Raw genomic sequence first — 23,718 nt, forward strand, 5'->3', positions numbered from 1 at the left:
ATACGCTTACCTCTCGTTTTTGAACTCGAATTCAAATTCGGTCCTAGGTGTTAACGGGAATATGTTAGAAAGTACCTTGTCTCCATAAATATGGTCCGGCTCAACAGCTCGATTCATCATCATGAAACGAGTTGTCCTCATAATTTTCAAAAGCGTCGCCAAGTCCCAATATCCATCCAGTTTATTTTTCAAAACAGGAAGTCTTGGATGCCAAGCAACAAGCAACGATTGAGGAGCTTCGTTATCAGGCCAATCATTATGGAAGGCAATACCTGCATCATGCTTTTTGTACGGGATGTATTCAATCCAAGAATCAAACACAAATCCAGAGAAGTCTCCATTCTTATCGGTCGTATGCGCAGACGAATTATACAACACCAAAGAATCGGCATCCCTTAATTTGGATTCAGAATCGACTGCAGCACCGAGCCAATTTTCATAATTCATTTTAAAATCTCTGCAATCAGCACCATCCGGCACAGACGTCTGAAGAATTGCAACAGAATCAAGCTCATGATCCAAAGCTAGCTGAGACATATTCAGCTGGTGCATAAGCTTCATACCTTCACGAACTTCGGAAATTTCATCCTGCCACTGACTAAAGGCAAATTCATCCCCGATATTTTCGTAGAATTCCACACCTTTACTCAAAGGCTCTTTAAACCCGCCCTCAAACAGCGCCGTTTTGAACTTATAGCAGACCTTGAAATTACTCAAAGTAATAGCTTGCAACGCAGAAACATAGCTTTCTACAGAAGTACTAGAAGCAATAGCAGCCTGAGCAGCCTTCACCCTTTCGCACAAATCATTGTATGCATTGTAAACATCTTGGCCAAGATCTTTTTGTGCTCCACAAATTTTTTCGTATTCAAGAACATCGGATGTTTGCGTCACCGAGCCCATAAATGCAGACGAATTATATTCGTTAAAGCAGTTAATCATACCCGATTCGAAGCAATCGCAAAGATACTTATACCCATCAGCAACTAAAGAATCATCAATGGCATTCGTTCGCTTACTTGATTCAACAGCATTGCTGAATACAATATCATACTTCGTTATTCTTAACCAATCTTCAAGATTTTTCTTGAGATATTCGATATTGGCAAGCGATAACGAGAGTCGCTGTTTAAGATCATCAAAGTCAACCAACTGATCTTCTGCAACATCTTCACATTTGGGGCTACACCAGTCAGTAGACTTCATAGCACGTCCACGAGCAACAAGCCCCTTCAAGGATTCAAGACGAAGCTTATTGTCATCGATACTAATCTGCTCACCCTTATATTCATAACCAGCATCAATTGCGCTATCCAAAATCGTTATATCATCCGTATAGCAAGACTTATATTCACGATATCGAGCTTCAAGATATGCATGGAAGGACTTGTCGAAAGCAGATAAGTACATGTATTCGATACCGCTTATGTTCAACTCAGCAAGCGAACACGGAATAACTTCGCGGGACTCCTCTTTACCCTTTTGGACAAAGAAGAGGATACTTTCCATACCGCCCAGCTGACTTTCAATCCAAGCATTCAAGGAAGGTTCTGCATGGCACATGACCTTGTCAGCAGACTCAACATTCTGAGGCAATAGGACTCCAGCCTTGTGTGAAACAACAACACGTTCACTCGGAATATTCAAGATTTCCATGTCCGGAAGACTACCACTACCATTTGCAAGGAAGTTGCTTATCGCATAATAAGAGGACTTATCCCCCATAATCAAACGATGTACGCCTTCCGAAAGCAAAAGGTCATTCAGTGCATCATAAGAATCCATCAACCGTTCAATAATCGTAAAGAAGACGTCTCTTTCTTTGTCTTTTTTAAAGCCTGAGCAAAATTCTAGCAACCAAGACAATACAATTTTATCCGTATGTCCATTTTTACATTCAGTAACATCGTTGATGTAGGTACTTTCCAACCACTTATGCACCGGACAGCTCCAAGCCCACTTATCCATAAAGGAATTAAGCAAGGCTTCGCCATTAATGGTTTGCATATCGTAATCATTCGCGCGCTCATCTTCCGCTTTGATTTGAGTCAATTGAGGGAATTGTTTACGCAAGTCATAAATATACGCATCCATTTCCACGCCATAAACATCATTGGCTTCATGCAAATAGCGTTCAAGATCCGTTCCGAGAATAATACTCAGTGCCATTCCTGACTTTACACCATCCACAAGGCGCAAGGCTTGACGCACTCTTGTAGAAGATAAGTTTACACAGATTTGAGAATCAACCAACTTGTTCTTTACTTTTGCTTTGAGGAAAGAACTTCTTAAAACAGCAGCAGTCATAGCATGCTGAATCGATGGTGCCATAACAAAATGCGCGCTTTCAGGAGCATTAAAGATTAATTCATTTTTCTTCACGCCCTTCAGTTCAAGATCTCTTATTATATCATCACGATTTTCGGCTTGTTTATCCTTCGAATGATCATGTTTTAAGTTAAACGACCAACCAAAAGCACCAACGAAACCCGAATCAACAGTACGAATCTTTTTATGGAACCAGTAATCAATGATACCCAAGAACCAGGCATCAAGGCGATGAGTGAACAAATCAAGGAATTCCGATACATAAATATCAGCATTCTTCTCAATAGCTTCTCTATCTTTTGAAGACAACTGTTCTAAACGCATAGATGGGTACATCTGAAGCCTTAAAGCATCAACAACTTTGTTCGTAACATTTTCTATTTCTTTTGATATAGCAGCTTCATCAGAATCAAAAACATCTGCTATAGGAATCGATTTAAAGAAATCCTCACCCAAGTACTTGATAATACCAAGCTGTCCAATATCAGCGTTTTTGGAATTTCCAATATTCGTCTTGTTAATCTTTAAATTCGAAGGATTAAACAGCGAGTCTATAAAAACTCTTCCAGTACATTCTTCAGAAATGGAGTAAGGGGTCTGCCCAGCCATTTCCAAATATTTTTTCTGGACCTTTGTTCCTACAAGAACTTCAGACCACTGAGCCTTACTGTTTCGAAGTTTACGCCACATATTAGCCAGTCTAATAAGAACCTTGAGAAGGCTTCTCATATTCTTATCAACTGGATTTCGTCTAAAGATTTTGCCGATTTGAACAAAATCGCTCATTGGCAAAATGCCATAAGGCATGTCTTCCACGCGAATCGCGGCCATATTACCACGAGCCCTTACATGGTTAATGAAAAATTCTTTCAAGAAGCTTTTCTTTTCAGCAGCATCCGGAGGCAATATTTTCCATCCGAAGTTTTTCTCAAAATAATCCCATATAGTTCTGTAAGCAACTTTAGTATAGTAGTCCTGCCTTGAATCAGAGCCAACGACTCGAGCCCAGCCATTTAACAAATCACTTTCATAACATGAGCTATTGGTACTGCCCTTCAACAAATACGCAATTTTTCGAGCATCGTAATCTGAAATATCAAAAAAGCGTTCGAACAGAATGTTATACTTATTCTTCGAAGCCAACAGCGAATCGCGAATATCTTTATCCTTGACAGTATTGATACACTTTTCCAAAGTGTTAAATTCTTCAGTATAATCGCCTTTATCCGCTTTTTTAATTTTTCCAATTGTTTCCGCTATAATATTCAAGTTTTCACTTGAGATTGATGCTTTTTTACATTCTTTCAACAAATCATCAAGGCTTGATTTTAATTCAGCATAGTTTTCTTTCTTCTGCGCACGAATTTCCTTGATGGTGGCATAAATTTTGGGGAATTTCTTGTAGTCTTCAACTTCCAATCTGTAACGAGTGTCTTTTAGATAATCCTCTTCATCAACGTATTCCTTTTCAACAAGATTTGTTGATACGCCTGCATTGAGAATACGCATGTTCGAATTAACATAGTTATGCCCATAGAACAATTCCCGCATCGTCGAGGTATCGTGCTTCGCTTGAACGCCAAAGACATAGATATACCTAAGTTCTTCGACATTATCATCAAGATCTACTGTTATAGCCATCCCATTTTTCTCAGCGGCTTCGTAATCGGTAAGCCACTTCATCTTGGGAGGCATCTCAAGTTCACCATTTGCATCGAATGTATCGACACTCTGAGACGAATCAAAAGCCATCTGAATTTCATCAGCCTTAACCAATTTAGATTCAGCAAAGATCATGTCTTTCTTTGCATTGGCTACTTCTGCAACCAAGATAAACTTTTCGGGCAAGCAGCTACAAATCGGCACAATCGGGGAATCTTTTTCACGAATTTCGACTTTTGGGAATTGGATTTTATCCTTTTCCAAATACGAATCAACCATATCCGAAAGACGAGTATATCGGCCTTCTAACGAGGTCAAAAGCTGAGAAACCTTTTGATTCAACGATTCCAAAATCGAATAGTCGGCATCCCACAATTCCAAAGGACGTGCGTTTTTCAAGTAGTCATATTTACTGTAGATTGCATCTATAGCAACCAACTGCTTTTGCAGATACAGCAACGTGTCACGAACCATATCGTACAGATAATCGACAATGGCCTTACATGGCATCAACAGGGATTCTACTTCAAAGATGAACGAATGAATCTGACCGAGACCCGTACGTATATAATTTTCGAACCCAGTTTCTACTAATCGATTTTCACTTTCCGAAACAGTTTCAGTTTCTGGAATATCAAACTTTTCGATATTTCCTCTGATTTCAGAAAGAATTCGATAAATCTCATTGCAGCCATTTTCAATATATTCAAGACCCGACAATTCATTACCATCATTGTCAGAAGTCTTAATTACTTTCTTTTTACCGAAGACTTCATCTACGATCCCGTTACCAAAACTTGCATAAGGACGACGATAGAAGTAATCTTTACCTTCGCGGATTTCTTCAAACTTTACAGGCCTCAGTTCATTGCAAATCCAGGCAGCCTTATATGACGGGTATTTCGTGCACAGAGTTTCCCATGCTTCTTTTTCTCGTTTCTTGCAACCGCTCGCAATAAACCACTGGATCCAGAAGAACTTTCCATCATAAACTTCTTCTTTCGTAAGCTTAGCATTCTTTTTGTAGTTAAGCATGATTTCATCAGGAATAATCCTGACGCGAAGCTGCTTCTGCTTGTGATTATCCGGATCTTTGTACCTGAAGCTCGTATCCAAACGAACCGGGAAGAAAATCAACGGACGCGCAGCCGAGATTCCTCCCAAAATACGATCGTACTCATCAAGAATTGCAAGAGGGATATTGTCATCAAAAGCGTATTTTCCAATAGCTCGAACACTTCCATCCTTCAAAGTTTGCCTTACAATACCATAGCCAAGAACACGACCTTGGTGCCGAATTGTAAAGCCCTGCAGAGCATTCAGAGCAACCGGCTGTACCAGCTTTACATAAATCTTAACACATTTATCCGCATATACGGACTTTACGTCTTGAGAAAGAACAACGGCACCAGTAATTTCGGCATTATTGAGACTGAACTGGACACGATCGCCAGTCACAATAGGATTGTGGCTCCAACCCTCAGCCTTGGTGAGCGTGCAGATATCAGCTTCGAATTCAGAATATGCAGTTGCAGAACCAGGCGCGGCAATAACCATACCTCGCTTGATTTTATCCACATCGGCATTGGAAAGTCCAAAGCTTACATTATCACCCACCTGAGCTTCGGTAATTTTGTTGTTGAACATTTCAATGCCAAAAACAGAATATTTGGCTGTTTCGCCCAAGCCAACACATTCGACCGAATCATTTTCATAAACAACACCACGTTCAATGCATCCAGAAACACAAGTTCCACCATTGACGCTGAAAACATCGTCAACAGACATACGGAAGGGTTTCGAGCGAGCGGCAACAGATGACGGAATGTCGCGGTCACAAGCATCCATAAGTTGCATAATATGTTTCTGGAAACTCGTTTTGCCACCAGCCGCAAGAGCCAAAGAATCCCCTGCAACAAACTGGGTATTTTTAAATCCATATTGAGAAAGAAGGCCGCGTATTTCCTTTTCTGCTTGATCAAGTTCTCTACTGTCTTTAACCCTAGATAATCTATCCAGGAATACGACAATATTTTTCACCCCAATCTTTTGAGCCAGTAAAATTTGTTCCTGAGCATAACCAGCATCAAATTTAGAGGCATCAACATCAATAATCAAACCATCGACAGGCGTTCCTCCCGTGGCGATATACTTAAGATAAGTCCTCCAGTCAGAGCAATAGATATGATGGTAATTACGATTAGCAGTCGAATAAACACTTTTGTTCTTTTCCGCATTCTTGACTAAGGTATATCCCTTTGACTTTACAGTCTTAAAGATTGCAGCAGTCAAAGCGGAATGATCATGATATGAACGAGCGATCGTACCAATTGTACAACTTTGCTTGTTTAATGTATCAACAACCTTACCTGTTGCTATAACTTTTCCCTTTTCACGAATTGTGAATTGGAGACCTTTTTCTATAGCGATTGAATTTACCAATTTAACATCAACAGTCGCAACTTCACCGGGCTTTACCTCGCTACGGCCATCAGGGAATTGAATTAGGCCATTCAAATTGATAGAGCGGAAATAGAACAAAAGTCGACTATTATTTTGATATGGAGCTTCATGTCCAGATGTGCTAGAATCCAAGAAAGAAATATCTGCTCGGAAATCCTTGACAGCCGAAATACTATTGGGAGCAGCAAGAACCATACCTTTCACAAAGTCTTTCTTTTCGGCCCCACGAAGCGTCAAGCTAACCTTGTCGCCAACAACAGCTTCATCAAGAGCCTTATTCTCAACTTCAATCAAGGGAACTACATATTTAGCAGAATCCCCAAAGCCAACGCGCTCAACGGAATCGCTCAAATGAATGGAACCACGTTCAATGCATCCCGAAACACGGACACCGCGTCCAGTAACAGATTCAAAATCATTTACTTCCATTAGGAACGGCTTATCTTCAGCAGTTTCTACATTGGGTTCAACAAAAGGTTCACCAATCAATTCCATTATCGTGCCCGCACCAACGGTACGACCGCCCTCACGAATAGCAAATTGAAGACCTTTTTCCAAAACAATCGGCGAAATCAGTTCAACATCGATAATAACGGTATCACCAGGTAAAGCCTGTTCTACACCTTTCTGCAACTGAATCGTACCAGTTACATCAATGGTACGGAAATAGAATTGAGGACGAAAGCCGCTCAAAAAAGGTGTATGACGCCCACCTTCTTCTTTTTTCAATACGTATATAGCAGCCCTGAATTTTGTATATTCCTGCACGGTTCCCGGAGCAGCAATAATCATACCTCGACGGATATCTTTCTTTTCGATGCCACGAAGCAGCACACCAACGTTATCACCAGCCTGAGCATCATCGAGAAGTTTCCGGAACATTTCGACACCCGTAACAGTGCTCTTCAATCTTATTCCGAAACCAACACATTCAACTCGATCATTTAGACCAACCCTACCTCGTTCAATACGGCCTGTAGCAACGGTACCGCGGCCAGTAATAGTAAAAACGTCTTCAATAGGCATCAAGAACGGCTTATCGACATCACGCTTTGGAAGAGGAATATAGGTGTCGCAAGCCTCCATGAGTTCCATAATCTTGTCTTGAGCTTCCTGTTCACCATTAAGAGCCCTATTTGCAGACCCCCTAATAACAGGAACATCATCCCCTTCATAACCAACCTTGGTTAGAATTTCGCGAACTTCCATCTCAACAAGATCTATAAATTCTTCATCCTTAACCAATTCAACATTATTCAAGAACACTACAATTTTTTTAACACTAACCCAATGAGCAGTTTCAAGCAACTCACGAATTTCTGGCATAATCCCTTTATCAGCAGCAACAACTAGGATTGCACCATCAACTGACGCTGCGCCGGTCACCATGTTCTTAATATAATCAGCTTTACCAGGCACATCATACAAAGAGTAATGGCGATTGGCTGTCGTAAACTCCACATGACTTGCATTTATCGTAATTCCACGTTCTTTCTCTTCAGGAACATCGTCATAAGTCTTTTGTGTAGCGAAACCGCGAGCAGCCAACGTCACAGTAATTGCGGCAGCCAAGGTGGTCTTACCATGATCAGCAAGTCCAATAATACCTATGCTGCAATGTTCTTTAGATCTATCAAAATGTTCTTTTGCCATTTATTCCTCTTCTTTAGCAGAAGCTTTTATCGTTATAAATTTGTTATTGGTTTAAGGTGACGTTACTTACAAAGAATATGTCAAAACATGCTTTGCACTCTTATAAGGTTTAACAATAGCTTCGAACTGTTCCGTAAACCTATTGTATTTGTCCTTATCATTACGTATGGATTCATCCTTACAATCGCCTTCCTCAAAATTAGACAAGTACTCTAAAGAGTTACGGCAGGCCTTATAAATAGGGATTCCGTTATACTCGGCATTTTCGTGAGAGCTTACGTTATACTGGAAATTCAAGTTTTCCATCACCTGTTCAAAGACTAGCATGTAGCCGCGGTTTTTGTCATCCGTTTTATTTTTATACGCAGGATGCCCAAGAGCCGTTTTATACGAAATCTTGAACCCAACGACATAAATATCATCCTTAAAGAAAGCCTGTGCCACGGGTTTAAGAATCAATGGCAAATTTTCATCATTAGAAGACTTAGCAGGCACAAACTGACCATTTACAACATCGGCCTTATGCAAGTAAATCAAAGTATCTGGGAAATTCTTCATCAGTTTACCCTTAATAGCAAACATCAAAAGTTGTGATTTTTCAGGGCTATGGTTACTCCCTAATTTATCATTCCAAGTATGCACAGACTTGACATCAAAGAAACTTCCGTTAAGAATATTTTCAACACTAGTCTCGGTATCCCAGAACTTCTTAAAATATGAGCCGCGTTGGTCTGTCGGATATTCACGCCATAAAAGTTCTCGACCCATTTCTGTATTCATGCCACAAAGGAACGCTTCGACAAAAGCTTCATTACTCATGAACATGGTCACAGAATTATCCTTAAGCTGATCGACACAAGGCAAAATAAATTTATCCGAAAGAAGCTTTAGATAATAGTACGTAGGCTCAGGGAACTGAGGATAAGCCATAATCGGGAATTTGGAGTTCATGCAATCTTCAATAAACTGCTCCCGAATATCATCATTATCACTCAAGAACACACTAAAGTAATCGCTAACAACTTTATTTATTCTATCTTCAGCGACCTTCGTTTTTTCACTAATTTGCGCCTCAAAATTTTTCAATTCATAGTCTTTGGTATCTTTAGTATGTTCAAGATCATCACGATGCTTAAACAAGAGAGTTCTGTAGTCTTCATAAGCTTTAAACGTCTTGATGGCATAATCAATGTCATTTTCAGAAGAGCCTGCATCAATCTTTTCAAGTTCAGAACCAATGTAAGCTTCAACCCATTGATATACGTTTTCAATTGTATGTATTTTATCTCCAAAAACATTTTCTTCAAAAGCTCTTTCACGAATATTGATTATATCAGGTCGTTCTAAATCGCAGGATTCCTTCACATCATCAAACATTCTAAATTCGTCATTAACAACGGAGCCAAGGACTACATAATCCTTTAAAGACTCATCTTTTTCCATTTCGGCCATCAATTTTTCTCTATTTACAAAATAATACACATCTCCCAATGTGGCCGTTTTTTCAAATTTAGTTATAATCGAATTTTCACCAAAAATCAAATTATAATCATTTTCATTAATAGCAAGGATTTCGCCAATGATACAAACTTCCACTTTATCTTCTTTGCAAAGACTACCATAGCTAGGCATTTTGTTTAAACTACCAGTACCACGTACACGAGGAGTCAGCAATCTGTATTGAGTCAAAAAATCATAGCGAGACTTTACAAGCACACGTTCAGGGGGGAATTGATATCTCAAAATCTTTCTAAATTGATCGTATGTAGCAAAGGCGTTTAGTTTTTTTCTAAACTTATAAACTTTATTAGACAGCACATCCAATTGTTTATAATCAAGTTTTTCCCAATTAATATACTGGGGAGCACGCTTATGAATGGAAAGATATTTAAAAATCGGCCACGATTTCATTCCATTCTTTCTTACTTTAAGTTCTAAAGAACGTCTTTTATTTCCTTGATGTTTTAATAACTTGCTAAAATAAAGTCTTGAATGTAAAAGCACTTGGTATGCAAAAAAATCCAAAGAATCCAAAGAGAAGTAACTAAACTCTTTCGGCTTCGGAATCTTGTAAAAATCATTTTTAGAGACATTTTCTATCAACGAAGAAAGATCCATTTCTCCAATCTTTGCGGACAACTGCTGAGTTTTACTCTGAAACATCGGAGTTGTAAAAGTACTTGGAAAATCATGATTTTCTAAAATTTCATCTATAGTTACAAAGTCTTCTTTACCTTGACCATTACCCGATTTAGTTTTTTTCATCGAGTTAAAACTCAGCATCAAGTTTTGGATAAACTTTTCGTTATCTTCTCCACCTTTACCAAGATGTTGCTGTCTAAAAACACCTTTATAGTTCTTATTTTTTATAGATTCATTAACCTTAGAGCCAAGGAGTCTTTGATGAATTTCTCCATTCAAGGCCTTGACTACTTCAACTTGCTTCCACGCGCGGTTGACAAATTGTTCCTGATATTCCTGAATTATCTTTTTGCCCAAACCTGCGGCTGCTCGGTTATGCAAATCTAAATTGATTTCTTTCACCCATTCCTTTGAATTCTCCAAACTAGTAGCCATACTGTGTTTGCCTCCATAAATCGGAGGAACAACCGCAGGATCATCAAGATTTGCATTTTGAGCGAGTTCATCATCACCTATCAAAGCAGCGTTTTCCTGAAATACTGGATTCGAAGCAAGTTTATCCAGTAAACTCGTTCGCAGATCAGATTCATCTTTCCTATCAGGACTCGGAAATGGTTCTTCCTGAACCCATGATGTAAGTTTAGTCGCAGCAGGCATTCCAATAATATTTCGTTCAGGCTTAGATTTCAAAACGTTATAAGACAATCCATCGCCTAGATCCGAAACATCTATATCAATTTTAGAATCCAAATTTTCTTCTACAACATTCGTTGGTTTCAAAGCACGGACAAGATCTTCAAACGTCTCATCACCCGTTTTGAAAGTCCAATTAAAATACACTGGGAACGTAAAAGGGTATATACGTTCTGTTTGTGCTTTGAAAGAATTTTCCCAAGCGACTTTCTGCGCTAACGTTTGTTTCACGTCTTCGTTACAACCCAAAGCACGCAATCTTGTTGTTTCAAATACAGGAATCACAAAAGCGGAGTATTCCTTATTTGCTTTTAATTTATATCTATTGACTCCAATAACTCTGCAGAACTCAGCACTTGACTTACTTGAGCCCTGAGCATGTGCTGATTTCCATAATTCTTTTGTATCGGGGAAAACTGTTCTATACCCACAAAAATCATCATTATTGTCAACTTCGTTATTGTTATCGTCATCATCTACATCAAACGTAACGAAGGTTGCGCCATTGGATTTTTTTTCAATATGGCATCTTGATGATTCACACGTTACAACAGCCAACCACGGGCTCAGTTTGCCATCCTCTTCATCTTTTTCACCCGTAGCCTTTGCTGGAGTATAGCGCCATGCAAAATCAGGTTCCCAAAACTCAACATACGGTTTATATGAAGCAGGGAAATTAGCATGTCCAGAAGGCGGGTAGAAATTCATCACCGCATTCGAATTAACAGAAACGACATCCCCCGGACCAACAATGGAAAATTCCTTCATTTGGTCAATTCTTCGCTGTTCTTCACCCGAAACAGGAGTAGCATCCAATTGCACAGCCAATCGAATAGAAGGACGTTCAACTACAGAACCCTGTTCTCCATCAATCAACTTATCGACTTCTGAAATCTGGTTTGATACGCCTTTTCTGACCCATGAAAATAAATATGATTTTTCGGTGATTTTTGCCATACGTTTTTTCCGCTTAATTTTTAAATTCCATTCGATTAAAGGTTATTTACCGAGAATATCCTCGACTTTTGCTTTCGTTTCAGAATACAGGAATTCATCCCACTGCTTAACAAAACGATTAAAGCCATTTGCATTTCTTCTTCTAGAGCATTTTGAAATCGTACTATAAGCATCATTAGCCTTATCGCTAACTTTTTTTGCTTTAGTAGTTTTCGATTCTTTTTTATACAAAGTATTGAAGTTTATCTGACCCTTATTCAATTCAATTTGTTCTTTATTGAAGTCGTCAACTTCTTTTTGATTCAAATCAGAACCCAAATCAAGATTTTTATTGGAACAAGTTTCCCAAAGATTCATATCAATTTCTTGTTCTACATCTTCATCAACTTCAGGCTCAAATTCTTTTCTGAATCCGTTATTTACTTCACCTAAATCAGTAAACTTAAAGCCACCCTTCATTGGCCAATAAGAATCTTTCTCTAATTTATCCTTTTCGCTAAGTTTTTTGATAAGAGTAGGAGCAAAAGAGGATTCTTCATCCGCCACAGTTTTCTTTTTTTCATCAATGGTTACTTCTGAAATCGTTAACTTTTTGATATCGTTAAGGTCATCTTCACCATAGCAATCCATTTCCTGATCAAGAGGAACTGCATTTTGATTAAACAAAATGGAATCAGAAGGCTGCAGAACCATAATATTTTCATCGAACTTTATAAGGGATACCATATTATCCGTCAAGTCCGAAGAAATAAATTTCCAGTTTTCCTTTCTTTCAAATTCGTTTGTAAATAGGGGCAATACATCAATACGGCTTCTGTTACTTGCAATCTGATCTTTACCCCAAGACTTATCGAACCCGACACTGATTTTGGCCAACAGGAACCAGAAGCTAGCCTTACCCTTGGCGTGCCACTTGGCAGGTCCGCTAAGTTCAAAGCTCAAGTCGATTGAGCAAATTTTTGCACTGCCAATTTTGACAGCTAAACCAGCAGAAATATCGACCGTGAACCAGAACGGATTGAACTGGAACAAGGCATTAAAGGCAGCGTAACCAACCAAGCCGAATTTATCCCAACCGATGCGAAGATTGAGACTTGTACCGAACTGAACTGTATTGGACGTAATAGCAAAGTATGCCTCCAAAGACATTTTCAGGATACTATAATCCAGTTTCATGCCAATACGTTTTAAATCATACAATTCAAAGCCCGCAGCAGGATTGAACTGAGGATGGAACCCACCAAGGCTAAGTATAAAGCCCTTGGTATCCCCGCCCCAGAATATACGTATGGCCATACTACCATAAAGTTCAATACCGACGATTTTTGAATCGTACAATTCAGCATCGAAAGAGAAACCCTTGTTTACATCAAGACGACCCAAGAAATTGGCATTAATAACAAGTAGTTTTTCAACTTTTTCAGAGACGCTGACCTTAATAATACCGGCAACAATAATCTCCGTTGGCGACGGGAGTTGAATGAAAAGTCCAAAGTCTGCTTTTACAATTGCACCCCATGCTATTCGGCCAAGGAAGCCAAAATAAAGTTGACCTTTTTTAATGGGATAGAACTTGTCGACGTTAGCAAGAATCTTATCCACATTCTTAGCAGCATCCTTAAAGAATAGAGCAGATTCTAAAGTACCATCCTTTACAGCACCAACAAGCTTGCTTGTATCAATCATGCGATTTACGCCAAACGAGCCGCCAATACCTTCAAGGGAAAATCCCATGCCTAATTGAATACCCGGATCAAAGTAAACGCAAAGCGCACCCATTATCGAGAACGGATCAGAGCCATTCCCCGTTGTAAAGACAAGCATGGCGCTCGCCCCAACTTTTTCCATAATGGTAAGTTCAAGAGCACCTGCAAAACGTTCGCGTTCCTTATCCCATTGGACCGCACCACCGCCCTTGACTCCATCGATATTAATGGAAATTCCTAATCCGTTAGGATAGGTAAACTTTGGCGTAAAATCAAAGCCCTTTTGGCCATTAAACGGAAGTTTGCAATCAATCCCAAGCCCCATATCTGTGAATGTCACAGAAACGCCCTTCAAATCAGCAGTAAATGAGGTTGAAACATTTGCTAATAGATCATTTCCATCCAAACCAATATCGAGGCCGATATTACTGAACTTAACAACATCAAGATCGATATCACTATTAATCGGAATCTGAACCTTCAAAGCGTTATCAACCTTGAAACCATCCTTCAAGCTATATTGCAAATCAAGTTTTTGAAGTTCAATCTGAATATCCTTTTTCAAAATTGTATTAAAAAAGCTATTCTGATTTTTCAGCTTAAGAGCCAACTTTAAATTTCTTAATCCACCGCAATAACCGACATCAAAGCCATTATCATACCCAGCAAATACCTTTTGCGGGTAATCATCAAGCGTAAGAGAAGCAATCTTTGTATCAAAGACTGTAATCTTATCCGCCGAATCTATTTTACCATCGGCATTAACTTGACCTCTTTGGAATAAAAGTTCAAGATACGCCTTGATACAGTCCTTATCAGCAAGGCATTTGATTTCCGTCTCAGAAATCTTATCAGAATACTTGACAAAGAATCCTAATTTACCCTTAGTAAGAGAGTCTTTAATCTTTTCGCTTTTTGATTTTTCTTCTTGTTTTTCATTGGTATTCTTTTCAGCTTTGCAATTCAATTCGGAATGAGCCGAGAAATCCATGTAGTGTTTTTTGCCGACATTAAATTTTACGTCGAACTTACCCTTAACGAGAGGCAAAATGAAAATGCCTTCGGACTTTTTCTTGGATTTATCCTCTCCATCCTCGCCCTCAGATTCTTTTCCCTTATTGGCGCCTTCGGAATCATCCTTTTTGTCTTCAGATTCATCTTCGGAATCGCCATCAGGATCTTCACCAATAAACACTAACAACTGAATGCAAAGTTCTGCCTCACCAGCGCCACTCTTATCCTTTTCTTCTGTTTTTTTATCAAACAGCGTTACGGCAAGGAACTTATTCTTCGCATCAAAATCGTATTCCGGCAAGTATTTGGATATTGTTTCAATATCGGGCAGATCGATAATATCCGTGAGATAAGCCTTTACGCCCTTCGGCAAGACTTTATAAACGTTAACAGCAAGCTTTATAACATTTTTCCAAGTGCTCCAGGAATCAGCATCGTGTTCATCCTTTAATTCAAGGATTTCTTTCACAATATTAATCACAGCATCGGAATCAACATCTTCTACATATTTCTTAAGGCTATCAATAACACCATCCGTATTAATCAGAGACGAGGAACCCGAAGAAAAACCTGATGATGAACTAGAATCGCCCGCAGACGGATTTTGAGCACTCGAAGAACTGCCCGAAGGTCCAGAAACACCTCTAATCAAATTCTGGACTTCTTTTAACACATCCTGAAGGATGTCCTTGGCCCAATCATAAATAACATCCTTGATTTCATCGATATACGGTTTAACAACCAATTCAACAAACGTTTCAAGAATCTTATTCCACCAGCTCTGAACAACAGAAACTATAAGTGTATTAAACTTAGTATTGTCCGTCTTGATTTGGTCAATTTGATCACGTATATTTTCGACAAGATCTTTTACAGCATTTTTTACATCGTTCCTAAAGGTCTTAAAATAGCTATAAATATCTAACTTCGGTAATTTCTCTATATTGTCAGCGACAATATGATAATAGGCCATCGGATCGATATCAGAGAACGGATTTTTAACACTCGTCAACCCGTTACTCAAAATATTGTCAAGTTCCAAAAGTCCAAACGACTTTAGCGCACTTATACTCGAAGGAATATTTTTCGTTTGCTTTTGATATTCCGTTTCTATCTCATTTACAACAGAATTATACTTTTCAGTCCAAAGATTTCCGCTAAAGAATCCGTTTATTTCGTTATTGACATTTGTAATAAACGCTGTAGTCTTGTTGAACAAGGCACTAGAAGAACTATTAATTTCAGCCTTAATATTTTCAACAACGGAATTAAGCTTAGATTCGTCACAATACTTCTTTACATTTTCAGAGACTGCATCCGTAAATGTATCAACGAAAATTTTCTTAAAGTTTTCGTCAACATTTATCTTGTTAAGTTCTTTTTGAACATCATTCTTTATTTTAAGGGCGTCTGTTTTCAACTGGTTCGACAGAGTCGAGAACGTTCCTTCAGCACCATTCTTAAACTCATTGAATGCATTACTTAGAGTTTTCTTCGTTTCTATAGCAATGGCTTCGCAGACCTTAAGAACATCCAACAGGAATTTCTTGACCGCATCAAATTGTTCCTTAAGATCTTGAGCTAAAGAACTGCCGGCTTCGGTAACTGCATTATTAATTCGAACAAGCAAATCCCAAACGAATTGCTTGAGGGAATCAAATTGCGGGAAATCTTTATTGAAAGCACGAACCAAGTTCGAAATCTTGATGATAAGATTTTCAAGATCTTGATGATTCTTTACCGGGAATACCGTCTTAAAGTATTCTTTCGGTCCCGTAAATATCTTTTCAAAGATATCCCAATCGAATACCGGAATTTCAACTTCTATAGGATCCAAGCTGATAAAATCATCAAGTGACTTATCCTTTATCTCGACATAGTTGATATAGCTTACTAAGTTAATCTTTTTCTTGCTGATAACACCAAGGAATTCAAATACGGCATAGATTTGATTCAACACCTTCATTGTGGCATTGAACTCAGGAGCTATCTGATTAACAATTTCATCTATTCTTTTGCGCAATACATTCTTGTATGTCTCGAGTTGGTTCTTCGTAAGTCCAACAACATAATCAACCGTATCGTTTACTGCAGCTCTAGCATCATCAATCTTATCATTCAGGGCTTGTTCTACGGCCGTCAGTTGAGTTTTACATTCATCAAAGGCATTTGCCAATTCATTAAATTTACCGTCATCAAATTTATCTACTTTATCTTTAAGAACACCAAGCAAGTCATTTCTTTTATTTTCAAGCAGCCAATTCAAGTCATCGGCAAAGACCTCTCGGGCATATTTCAAGAAGGTTATCAAGACATAGTCAACAATACGTCTTGCAAATTCTTCCGTAAAATAATTATCCCTAATAAATTTGCCAAAGGACTCCCCTTCTTTAGCAATTTCATCCCATTCAATATCAGAGATTTCCTTGAACAAATCAATTACATCTTTGACAAGATCAATTACATCTTTAACACCGCCCAAGTCTCCCTTGCCAGAACTAGCACCCTTAGCAAGATCTTGAACAGCACTTTCAAGTGTTTTCTTTTTGCTTGTCGCCTCTATAATGCCGACAACTTTTTCAGAGATATCTACAGAAGTGCCAATTAATGACACAAACAATTCATAAACCTTTTTACTTTCTGGAGCATTCCCTGAAAGGTCGTAACCAATCTTTTTTACGACCGCATTGACAAACGCTTCAACATCATCCCATGATTCAACGTTTCCGGGAAGACCATCAGAGAGATCCTTGATAATAGCGTCTTTGACGCGGGAAAAAACAATTCCAAGCTTTGTAACAAAGCTTTCCACGGTAGATAAATCTGTTGTACTGCTCATAAAATATTCTTTCCGTAAAGTTTTTATAAGCAATATAAAAAACAAACTTTTTAGGACAGACTAGCACCGCTAGTTTAACTTATTCTTTAAATAATCTTTTATTAAGATTCACTAGTACGAAACAAATAAACGTTACCATTAATAACGAGATAAATTTTATAAAATAAACTCATTTCACCCGATTTGCAAACTGTTTTCTAATTTTTACACCGCAAGAGTGATAAAATATATTTACATTCAACTTTTTCGGGTAAAAAAGTATAGGAGAAAATAAAAAAAAGAGCCCCTCAAAAGAGACTCTTCTGCTATACCCGGTTCGCGAGTCGAACGCGAGTTTAATCCTTAGGAGGGACTCGTTCTATCCATCTGAACTAACCAGGCTAATTAGCGCATGCGAATATAGAAAAAAATTCATGATTCATCAAGCAGAACGGCTGGTTCGAGCAATCAAAAACGCCCGTCACCGTTTTTACGATGGCGGACGAGGAATCAACAAATAACAATCCTCAAAGGATCCATTAAGCGCGAACGCGCCTAATTCTATTACTTGAGGCCTTTTTCAATAGCCTTGAAAGCCTTTGTATATTCGGCTCTAAATTCTTTGTGACGTTCTCTAAAATCAGGCCAAACAGGGATACCGATAATCGGAGCCGGAATATGGAGACCTACTTGAGCAATTCTATCATCAAGCTTTTTCATAAGGGTCTTGATAGCAGCAATTTCTCTTGCAGCCTTGACTTTTTGCTTACGAAGAGCCTCATCAGCCTTTTTCTTCATTTTATCTTCAGCAGCAGTCGAAGCCTTCTTTTTCGGTTTTGTTTTTACATTTTGGATTTTCGGAGCTTTTTTTGTAGCCATTTTATCCTCTTTTGTTTAGGGTTTATGATGTTATAGTAAACTTTCTACTTGAATTTTCTTGCTCAATTTCAAAGCATATTCATCGCAAATTGCACACAAAATTCGTTCGTGAGCACATACTTCATCGGACACGCCTTGCAAACTACCAGTCGTATAGAACGAAGTACAACCACATTCATGCGCCAAGCAGCGATATCGAATAGCGCAGCCATCACATTCCTTTTTGTCTTTCTTTATAAAATCGCTAATTGCTTTGGGAAATTTTCGCTTATACACGCCACTCAGTTCATCAAGAACATTCCCAATAATATAGGGGGCATTCTCCTTACTAGACATAAAGCGAGTGCACGGGAATACATTTCCGTTCGCAGCAACAACGATTGCATCAGACGAAATAAAACACGTATAATCTTTTTGGCGACGATCAATAAGAGCCATAGAAACTTTATCTTGAATCGTACTCAAGTAAAAATTACGACCTTGCAATTTCGAGGTGTACCAGAAACGAGCCAACTTTTCATATTCCAAAGTCAGTGCATCAAAATCTGTGCTCGTCCACTTTCCGTTAAAATCTAGCGACGTTCCGATACTCGTAAAGCCTTGTTTAAATACCCACTTTACCGCATTCGAGAATCTCTTGACATGTCGCGGAGTTACGACCATTAATATCAAGGCATCCATTTCGGCTAAAATCGAGATATATGGAGCAATCGCACTAAAGCTATCCCGCCCATCAATCGTTCGGCGGGCAATATTTTGCTGTTTAGAAGGCCCATCCAACGAAAGGGCTACCGAGAATTTTTCTTTCTGGAGATAGCCAATAATTTCATCAGTAAACAAAGTTCCGTTCGTATTAACAGTAAAATGCAATCTAAAATTTTTCGGCAAGTCGTTCTTGCGCAACTTTTTCACCTTTTTCGCATAAGAAACGGTTTTACGAATAAAATCTATCCGTAAAACAGGCTCCCCGCCAAAAAATGTGACATTCAAAAAAGCATGATTTAGGTCGATAGCTCTTTGAAACGCAAGAGAAACAGCCTTTTCCATAACCTCTTCAGACATTAAAGCCTTACGAGCGGCATGGCTATCTCTGTAATAACAATAATCACACCGAAGATTACACTGCTCTGTTATACTTAATTCTAAATTCACTATCCCTTCCCAATTACTAATAATATAATATCAAATTATTCACAAATTAGTAAAAGTTTAGTTTACAAAGAAATCAAATTCTTTTTACAACAGATAACGTTTTTGAAATTAATAAAAAACGCTCACCACCGAATTAACGATGATGAGCGTTTCATCAACAAATAAGAACTTAAGGAATTAGATTTTTTTAATCACGTCTAAAAATAATATAGATAGGCTTTCCTTTTGTTTTATAGTTTACATCTCCATTATTATAGTCACCTGTACCAGAAGCATACTTCCAATAACGAGTATCTACAGAATCTCCAGAAAAAGCAACATCAAGACCAGTTAAAGGAGCAAACTTAGAATCTCTTGTCACACACAAATACACAAACGACCCTTTCGCTCCTTTATTAAGATCAATATCTATACGCGAGTATTCGGCCGTTTTTCCGTCAATTGTAATAGTTTTCGTATTCCACGTTTGTTTTTGCTTAGTATTATAAATTATAAGATTAGTGACAGGACATCCTGAGTCAGTAAGAGTATACCCCAAATAGATGAAATCGCCTTTCGCCCCCTTATTCAAATCCTTATCTATTAATCTAAAAGGACTTTCAATATGACTCCGAGCCCAATCCTTGGAGGTACAGCTTGTAATTCTAAGACATCCAACAAAATATCGATACGTTCGTCTCACTGTTAAATTACAAGTAGCTTTTCCACTAGCAAACACAGTAGCAGCCGCAACAAAATACTGAGATGCAGTTACATTTTTATAAGCAACAATCGTATATGTACATTTATTGATCAAAGCATTCGTCGAATAATAGCCATTACGATCTGTACGCACAACAACTTTTGCAGCCATATTCAACGATTTGGCAATATCAACGCTCCCTTCATAAATTCGAACTTCAATATTGCTTTCAATAGAATTTGTTTCGTAATTTTTTATCGTTCCTTGCACAAGGGCAAATTTTTCTTCTTTTAGAGTCAGTTCTACATTACCAATATTATATTTTTTATTAGCCCCTAAAGCAGGCAAATTTATATCCGTTGAAAGCGAATTATACGCAGCCGATTCAACATTCAAAGTATATTTTCCAGCCGTTTCAAAAGCTAATTCAAATGTACCTGAGGCATTTGTAACTGTTTTGCCCATCAGGCTCGAGTTTTTCTTTAAAGAAACCATAGCATCAACTATTGAATTTCCAGACTGATTTACAACTTTTCCCGTCAAAACAGTTTTTTTCGAGACTTCATCCTTTTTATAAGTAATACCAACTTCATCAAAAGCTTCAGCAATGACCTTTTCCTTTTCACTTCCTAACCGTAATACTCTTGCAGCCGCCAACAAGGCCGAACGGAAATTCAAGAAATTCGAATCAGCATCAAGATAATGCATGGACAAATAAAAAGCCGTAGGCATTTCAATGCTAAATGTATTCGTAGGCCACCTTTTCTGCATTAAATAAGCCGCGTAGCAAACAATACCACAATTTATATGAACACCATAATGATCATAAGAACCATCAAACTTGTCTTTATAATGCTTTGGACATTTCACCCATTTTTTTATACGGCTATCATAATAGGATGTTTTCGTTGGATCATTAAAATATCTATTCGGCCCACCTTTTAAATCCTCAGCATGTTCATCCAAGACGCCATCCTGAATAAACTCACCCATAATATCTGCAAAAGCTTCATTTAAAGCACCTGATTCGTCATTATATATGGGTTTCCAAATAAAATGTTCTACACCATGAGTATACTCATGACCCATCACATCTAAACACTTAGCATATTCATCCGCTTCACCCACACAGATATTAGTATTTCCATTACAATACCAATGACAAGCACCTCCAGGATACGGTTCGCCCTCCTTTTCATAAAATCCCACAATGACTTTTATAGGCAAACCATTCGCATCAGCCCCCTTATGCCCCAGTTCATACTTATAAAAATCATAGGCTTTAATCATGTTTGTATAAGCTGATATTGCATCTTTTTCAGTCGTCCAGGGAGTCGTTTTTCTCGATATTTTTGCGCCATCACAACTATTTGCTTTCTGACAACGGAGAACTTCAATATTTCGATCCGAATCATAAAGATAACGGGTTCCATTTTCATCTACGGTTACAGGGAAATTAACTGTTTGATCCGACATATTTTTTCCGGAATCTGTAGCAGGGCCAAAATCATAGCGAGTAGTTAAAATTTCAACAAAAGAGCCTTTAGCAGCATCGACAAAATAAACTGAAAAATCTGTCGCAATTTTCCAGCACAATGTAGATTTATCAGCTTTATCAACATAATAGTAAAGGCCCTCAGATGTTATATTCATTACATTTGGAACATCCTTTTTCACCAAGTCTATAGCCTTATCCTCATTAACCACAACATTACTAGTCACAGATACATCAGTATAACGGCCACTCAAAGATTCAACATTTCCATTTTCATCAGTCGAAACAACCAATTGGCGTCCATAAACAGGAATTCCCTGATGATATTGCTGCAATCTATAGAAATTTTTCTTTAAATAAGAATTAAATGAATCTTCCTTATATTCTTGATCAACATTTTTAAATCCCATTGTATGATGCAAAGAATTCAATGCAGATATAGCTTTTTTGAAAGAAGTCACCTTTTCTGTTGTAAACTTACCATCAACAAAAGTCGGTTTTTTCCCTCGACCAATCTGTAAAATATTCAATCGGGCATTGTTAATTTTGTTCAGATTATCTTTTTCAATTGCCTTCGTTGCAAATAAAGGAGTTGGACTTTTAAAAGTAAACTCAGGTTTCTTACGAAGACCTATTTTTCTGATATTTAATTTAGAGTTTCCCCCACGACCAGCCTCTTTAACTCCTTTTAAAAAAACAGAAGCACGCCGTTCAATCATAAACTGATCATATGCCGTTTTCACATTTTTCTTAACGTCTTCAATTGCAGATAAGCATAGTGCAATTGAACCAAATTTGACACTGGTAAGCAAAATCTTTGTACTAGACAAAGCAAAAGTAAAATAATAAGAACGTGTTGCGCCAGCAATTACGAACTTCGGGAAAGCACGTTTTACAACACCTGCAGTCGCTGTATTCATTTCAACTGCAGCGCCAACACAATCATTTTTTAAGGATTCTATAGCATTTAAACACTCTTGTTCTGAAATGTAATTTGCAGAAGATGCTATAACCTTATTATTACCACCCATCCAAACGAAGGAGTAGGTTTTTGATGAATTCATTTTTATGCTAGACATTTTTCTTCCTTTTTTGAAAAAAGCACACTAAATTTCAATCATGCAATCCAGTGTTTTAAGAAAAAATACAGAAAATCATAATAAGCAGAACTTTGTAAAATTTATTTTCGTTCTTTTAATAAAATACTTTATCTATAAGCAATAATAAATTACATAATCTAATACAGATAAAACATTTCTTTATTAAGGCTAGTTATTTTTATGAAATCACTTAACTGCATACAAGATTATTCTTGTTTCACAATCAGAAAAAAAACTTGCAAGTTCAATAATTTAAATAAATTACACTTTTTTTTTAAAACCTGAACAAATTCTTAATTTATTTTTACAAAACAAACTTTATCATATAAATGCTTTATTATTAATACATATACTCAACAAAAAAAGGAAGAATATACATGGACAAGAAAACACAAAAAAAAGCATCAAGCACAAAGAAAGCATCAGCATCAAAAACTAGCACAAAAGCTACTAATCAGAATGTTCCCTACGCAAAATCCAAGAAGCCTTCTAAAAAGCCATTAGATATACGCAAAGAGATTTATACGCTCCCCACCCCCAAATTAGCAGATAACGAAGATGTATCTAAAAGGACTTTTAACAGCCGCACATTAAACTACAACGATGGAACCGGCGTAGTATTGATTAGCAATAAGCCAACTTTAGAAGTAAGCCAACTTTAGAAGTAAGCCAAAACTTAAAAGACAATTTAAACCAAATCGAAGGAATCCGCCCAAATTTCCAGATACGCTTCAACAAACTCGAAACGCAAAACCATATTTTTGAACTTACCGCAAAAAAATCCAAAATAAAGTATTTCTTTGAAGACAAGACTCCGAACAAGAAACAACCGCAGCATAGGCCCTTAACCCTAAAAGGTAAGAACTCCGTATTATGGAAAAACGTCGATAACAAAACAAACATAACCTTTGATGTTTCCGAAGACAGTATTACACAAAACATTAAAATCAAAAAGAAAGCAGAATTATACAACT

The 23,718-nt window shown here is 37.8% G+C and carries 7 protein-coding genes, 1 tRNA gene and 1 pseudogene; 1 reads left to right on the plus strand and 8 read right to left on the minus strand.

Translation table 11 applies throughout. The features are described from left to right. Positions 1–6: 6 nt before the first annotated feature. From BUA34_RS07740 to BUA34_RS07770, 8 genes and pseudogenes are all read right to left on the minus strand, one after another. A complete protein-coding gene (locus tag BUA34_RS07740; RefSeq protein WP_371555706.1) occupies positions 7–6,948 on the minus strand; it encodes an EF-Tu C-terminal domain-related protein in 6,942 nt (2,313 codons plus the stop codon). Beyond that, positions 6,934–8,106, minus strand: a pseudogene (tuf, locus tag BUA34_RS16080) (elongation factor Tu); the annotation flags it as partial. The pseudogene tuf and the gene BUA34_RS07740, both read right to left, overlap by 15 nt. Before the next feature lie 66 nt (positions 8,107–8,172). Beyond that, positions 8,173–11,898 carry a hypothetical protein gene (locus BUA34_RS07745; RefSeq protein ID WP_072828159.1) on the minus strand — a complete coding sequence of 1,242 codons (3,726 nt, stop codon included), beginning with the start codon at positions 11,896–11,898 and terminating at the stop codon, positions 8,173–8,175. Between the two features lie 42 nt (positions 11,899–11,940). Then, entirely contained in the window at positions 11,941–17,457 is a 5,517-nt protein-coding gene (locus BUA34_RS07750; protein ID WP_072828160.1) for a DUF6603 domain-containing protein, read from the minus strand. A 308-nt stretch (positions 17,458–17,765) separates the two neighbouring features. Continuing rightward, positions 17,766–17,838: transfer RNA gene (locus tag BUA34_RS07755), tRNA-Arg, on the minus strand. Positions 17,839–18,000: 162 nt separating this feature from the next. Continuing rightward, the gene (locus BUA34_RS07760; RefSeq protein ID WP_072828161.1) at positions 18,001–18,315 is read right to left on the minus strand and encodes a hypothetical protein; all 315 of its coding nucleotides are present in this window, start codon (positions 18,313–18,315) and stop codon (positions 18,001–18,003) included. A gap of 30 nt (positions 18,316–18,345) precedes the next feature. Continuing rightward, positions 18,346–19,467, minus strand: a complete 1,122-nt coding sequence (locus BUA34_RS07765) for a radical SAM/SPASM domain-containing protein (protein WP_072828162.1) — start codon at positions 19,465–19,467, stop codon at positions 18,346–18,348. Positions 19,468–19,654: 187 nt separating this feature from the next. After that, positions 19,655–22,723 (minus strand): M4 family metallopeptidase, encoded by a 3,069-nt coding sequence (locus BUA34_RS07770; protein ID WP_072828163.1) that lies wholly within the window; start codon positions 22,721–22,723, stop codon positions 19,655–19,657. Positions 22,724–23,121: 398 nt separating this feature from the next. Here BUA34_RS07770 and BUA34_RS07775 point away from each other — a divergent pair, with 398 nt between their 5' ends. Continuing rightward, a complete protein-coding gene (locus BUA34_RS07775) occupies positions 23,122–23,406 on the plus strand; it encodes a hypothetical protein (protein ID WP_072828164.1) in 285 nt (94 codons plus the stop codon). Positions 23,407–23,718 lie beyond the last annotated feature (312 nt).

Origin of the sequence: Fibrobacter sp. UWB12 (assembly GCF_900142485.1) — a bacterium.
Taxonomy (GTDB): Bacteria; Fibrobacterota; Fibrobacteria; order Fibrobacterales; family Fibrobacteraceae; genus Fibrobacter.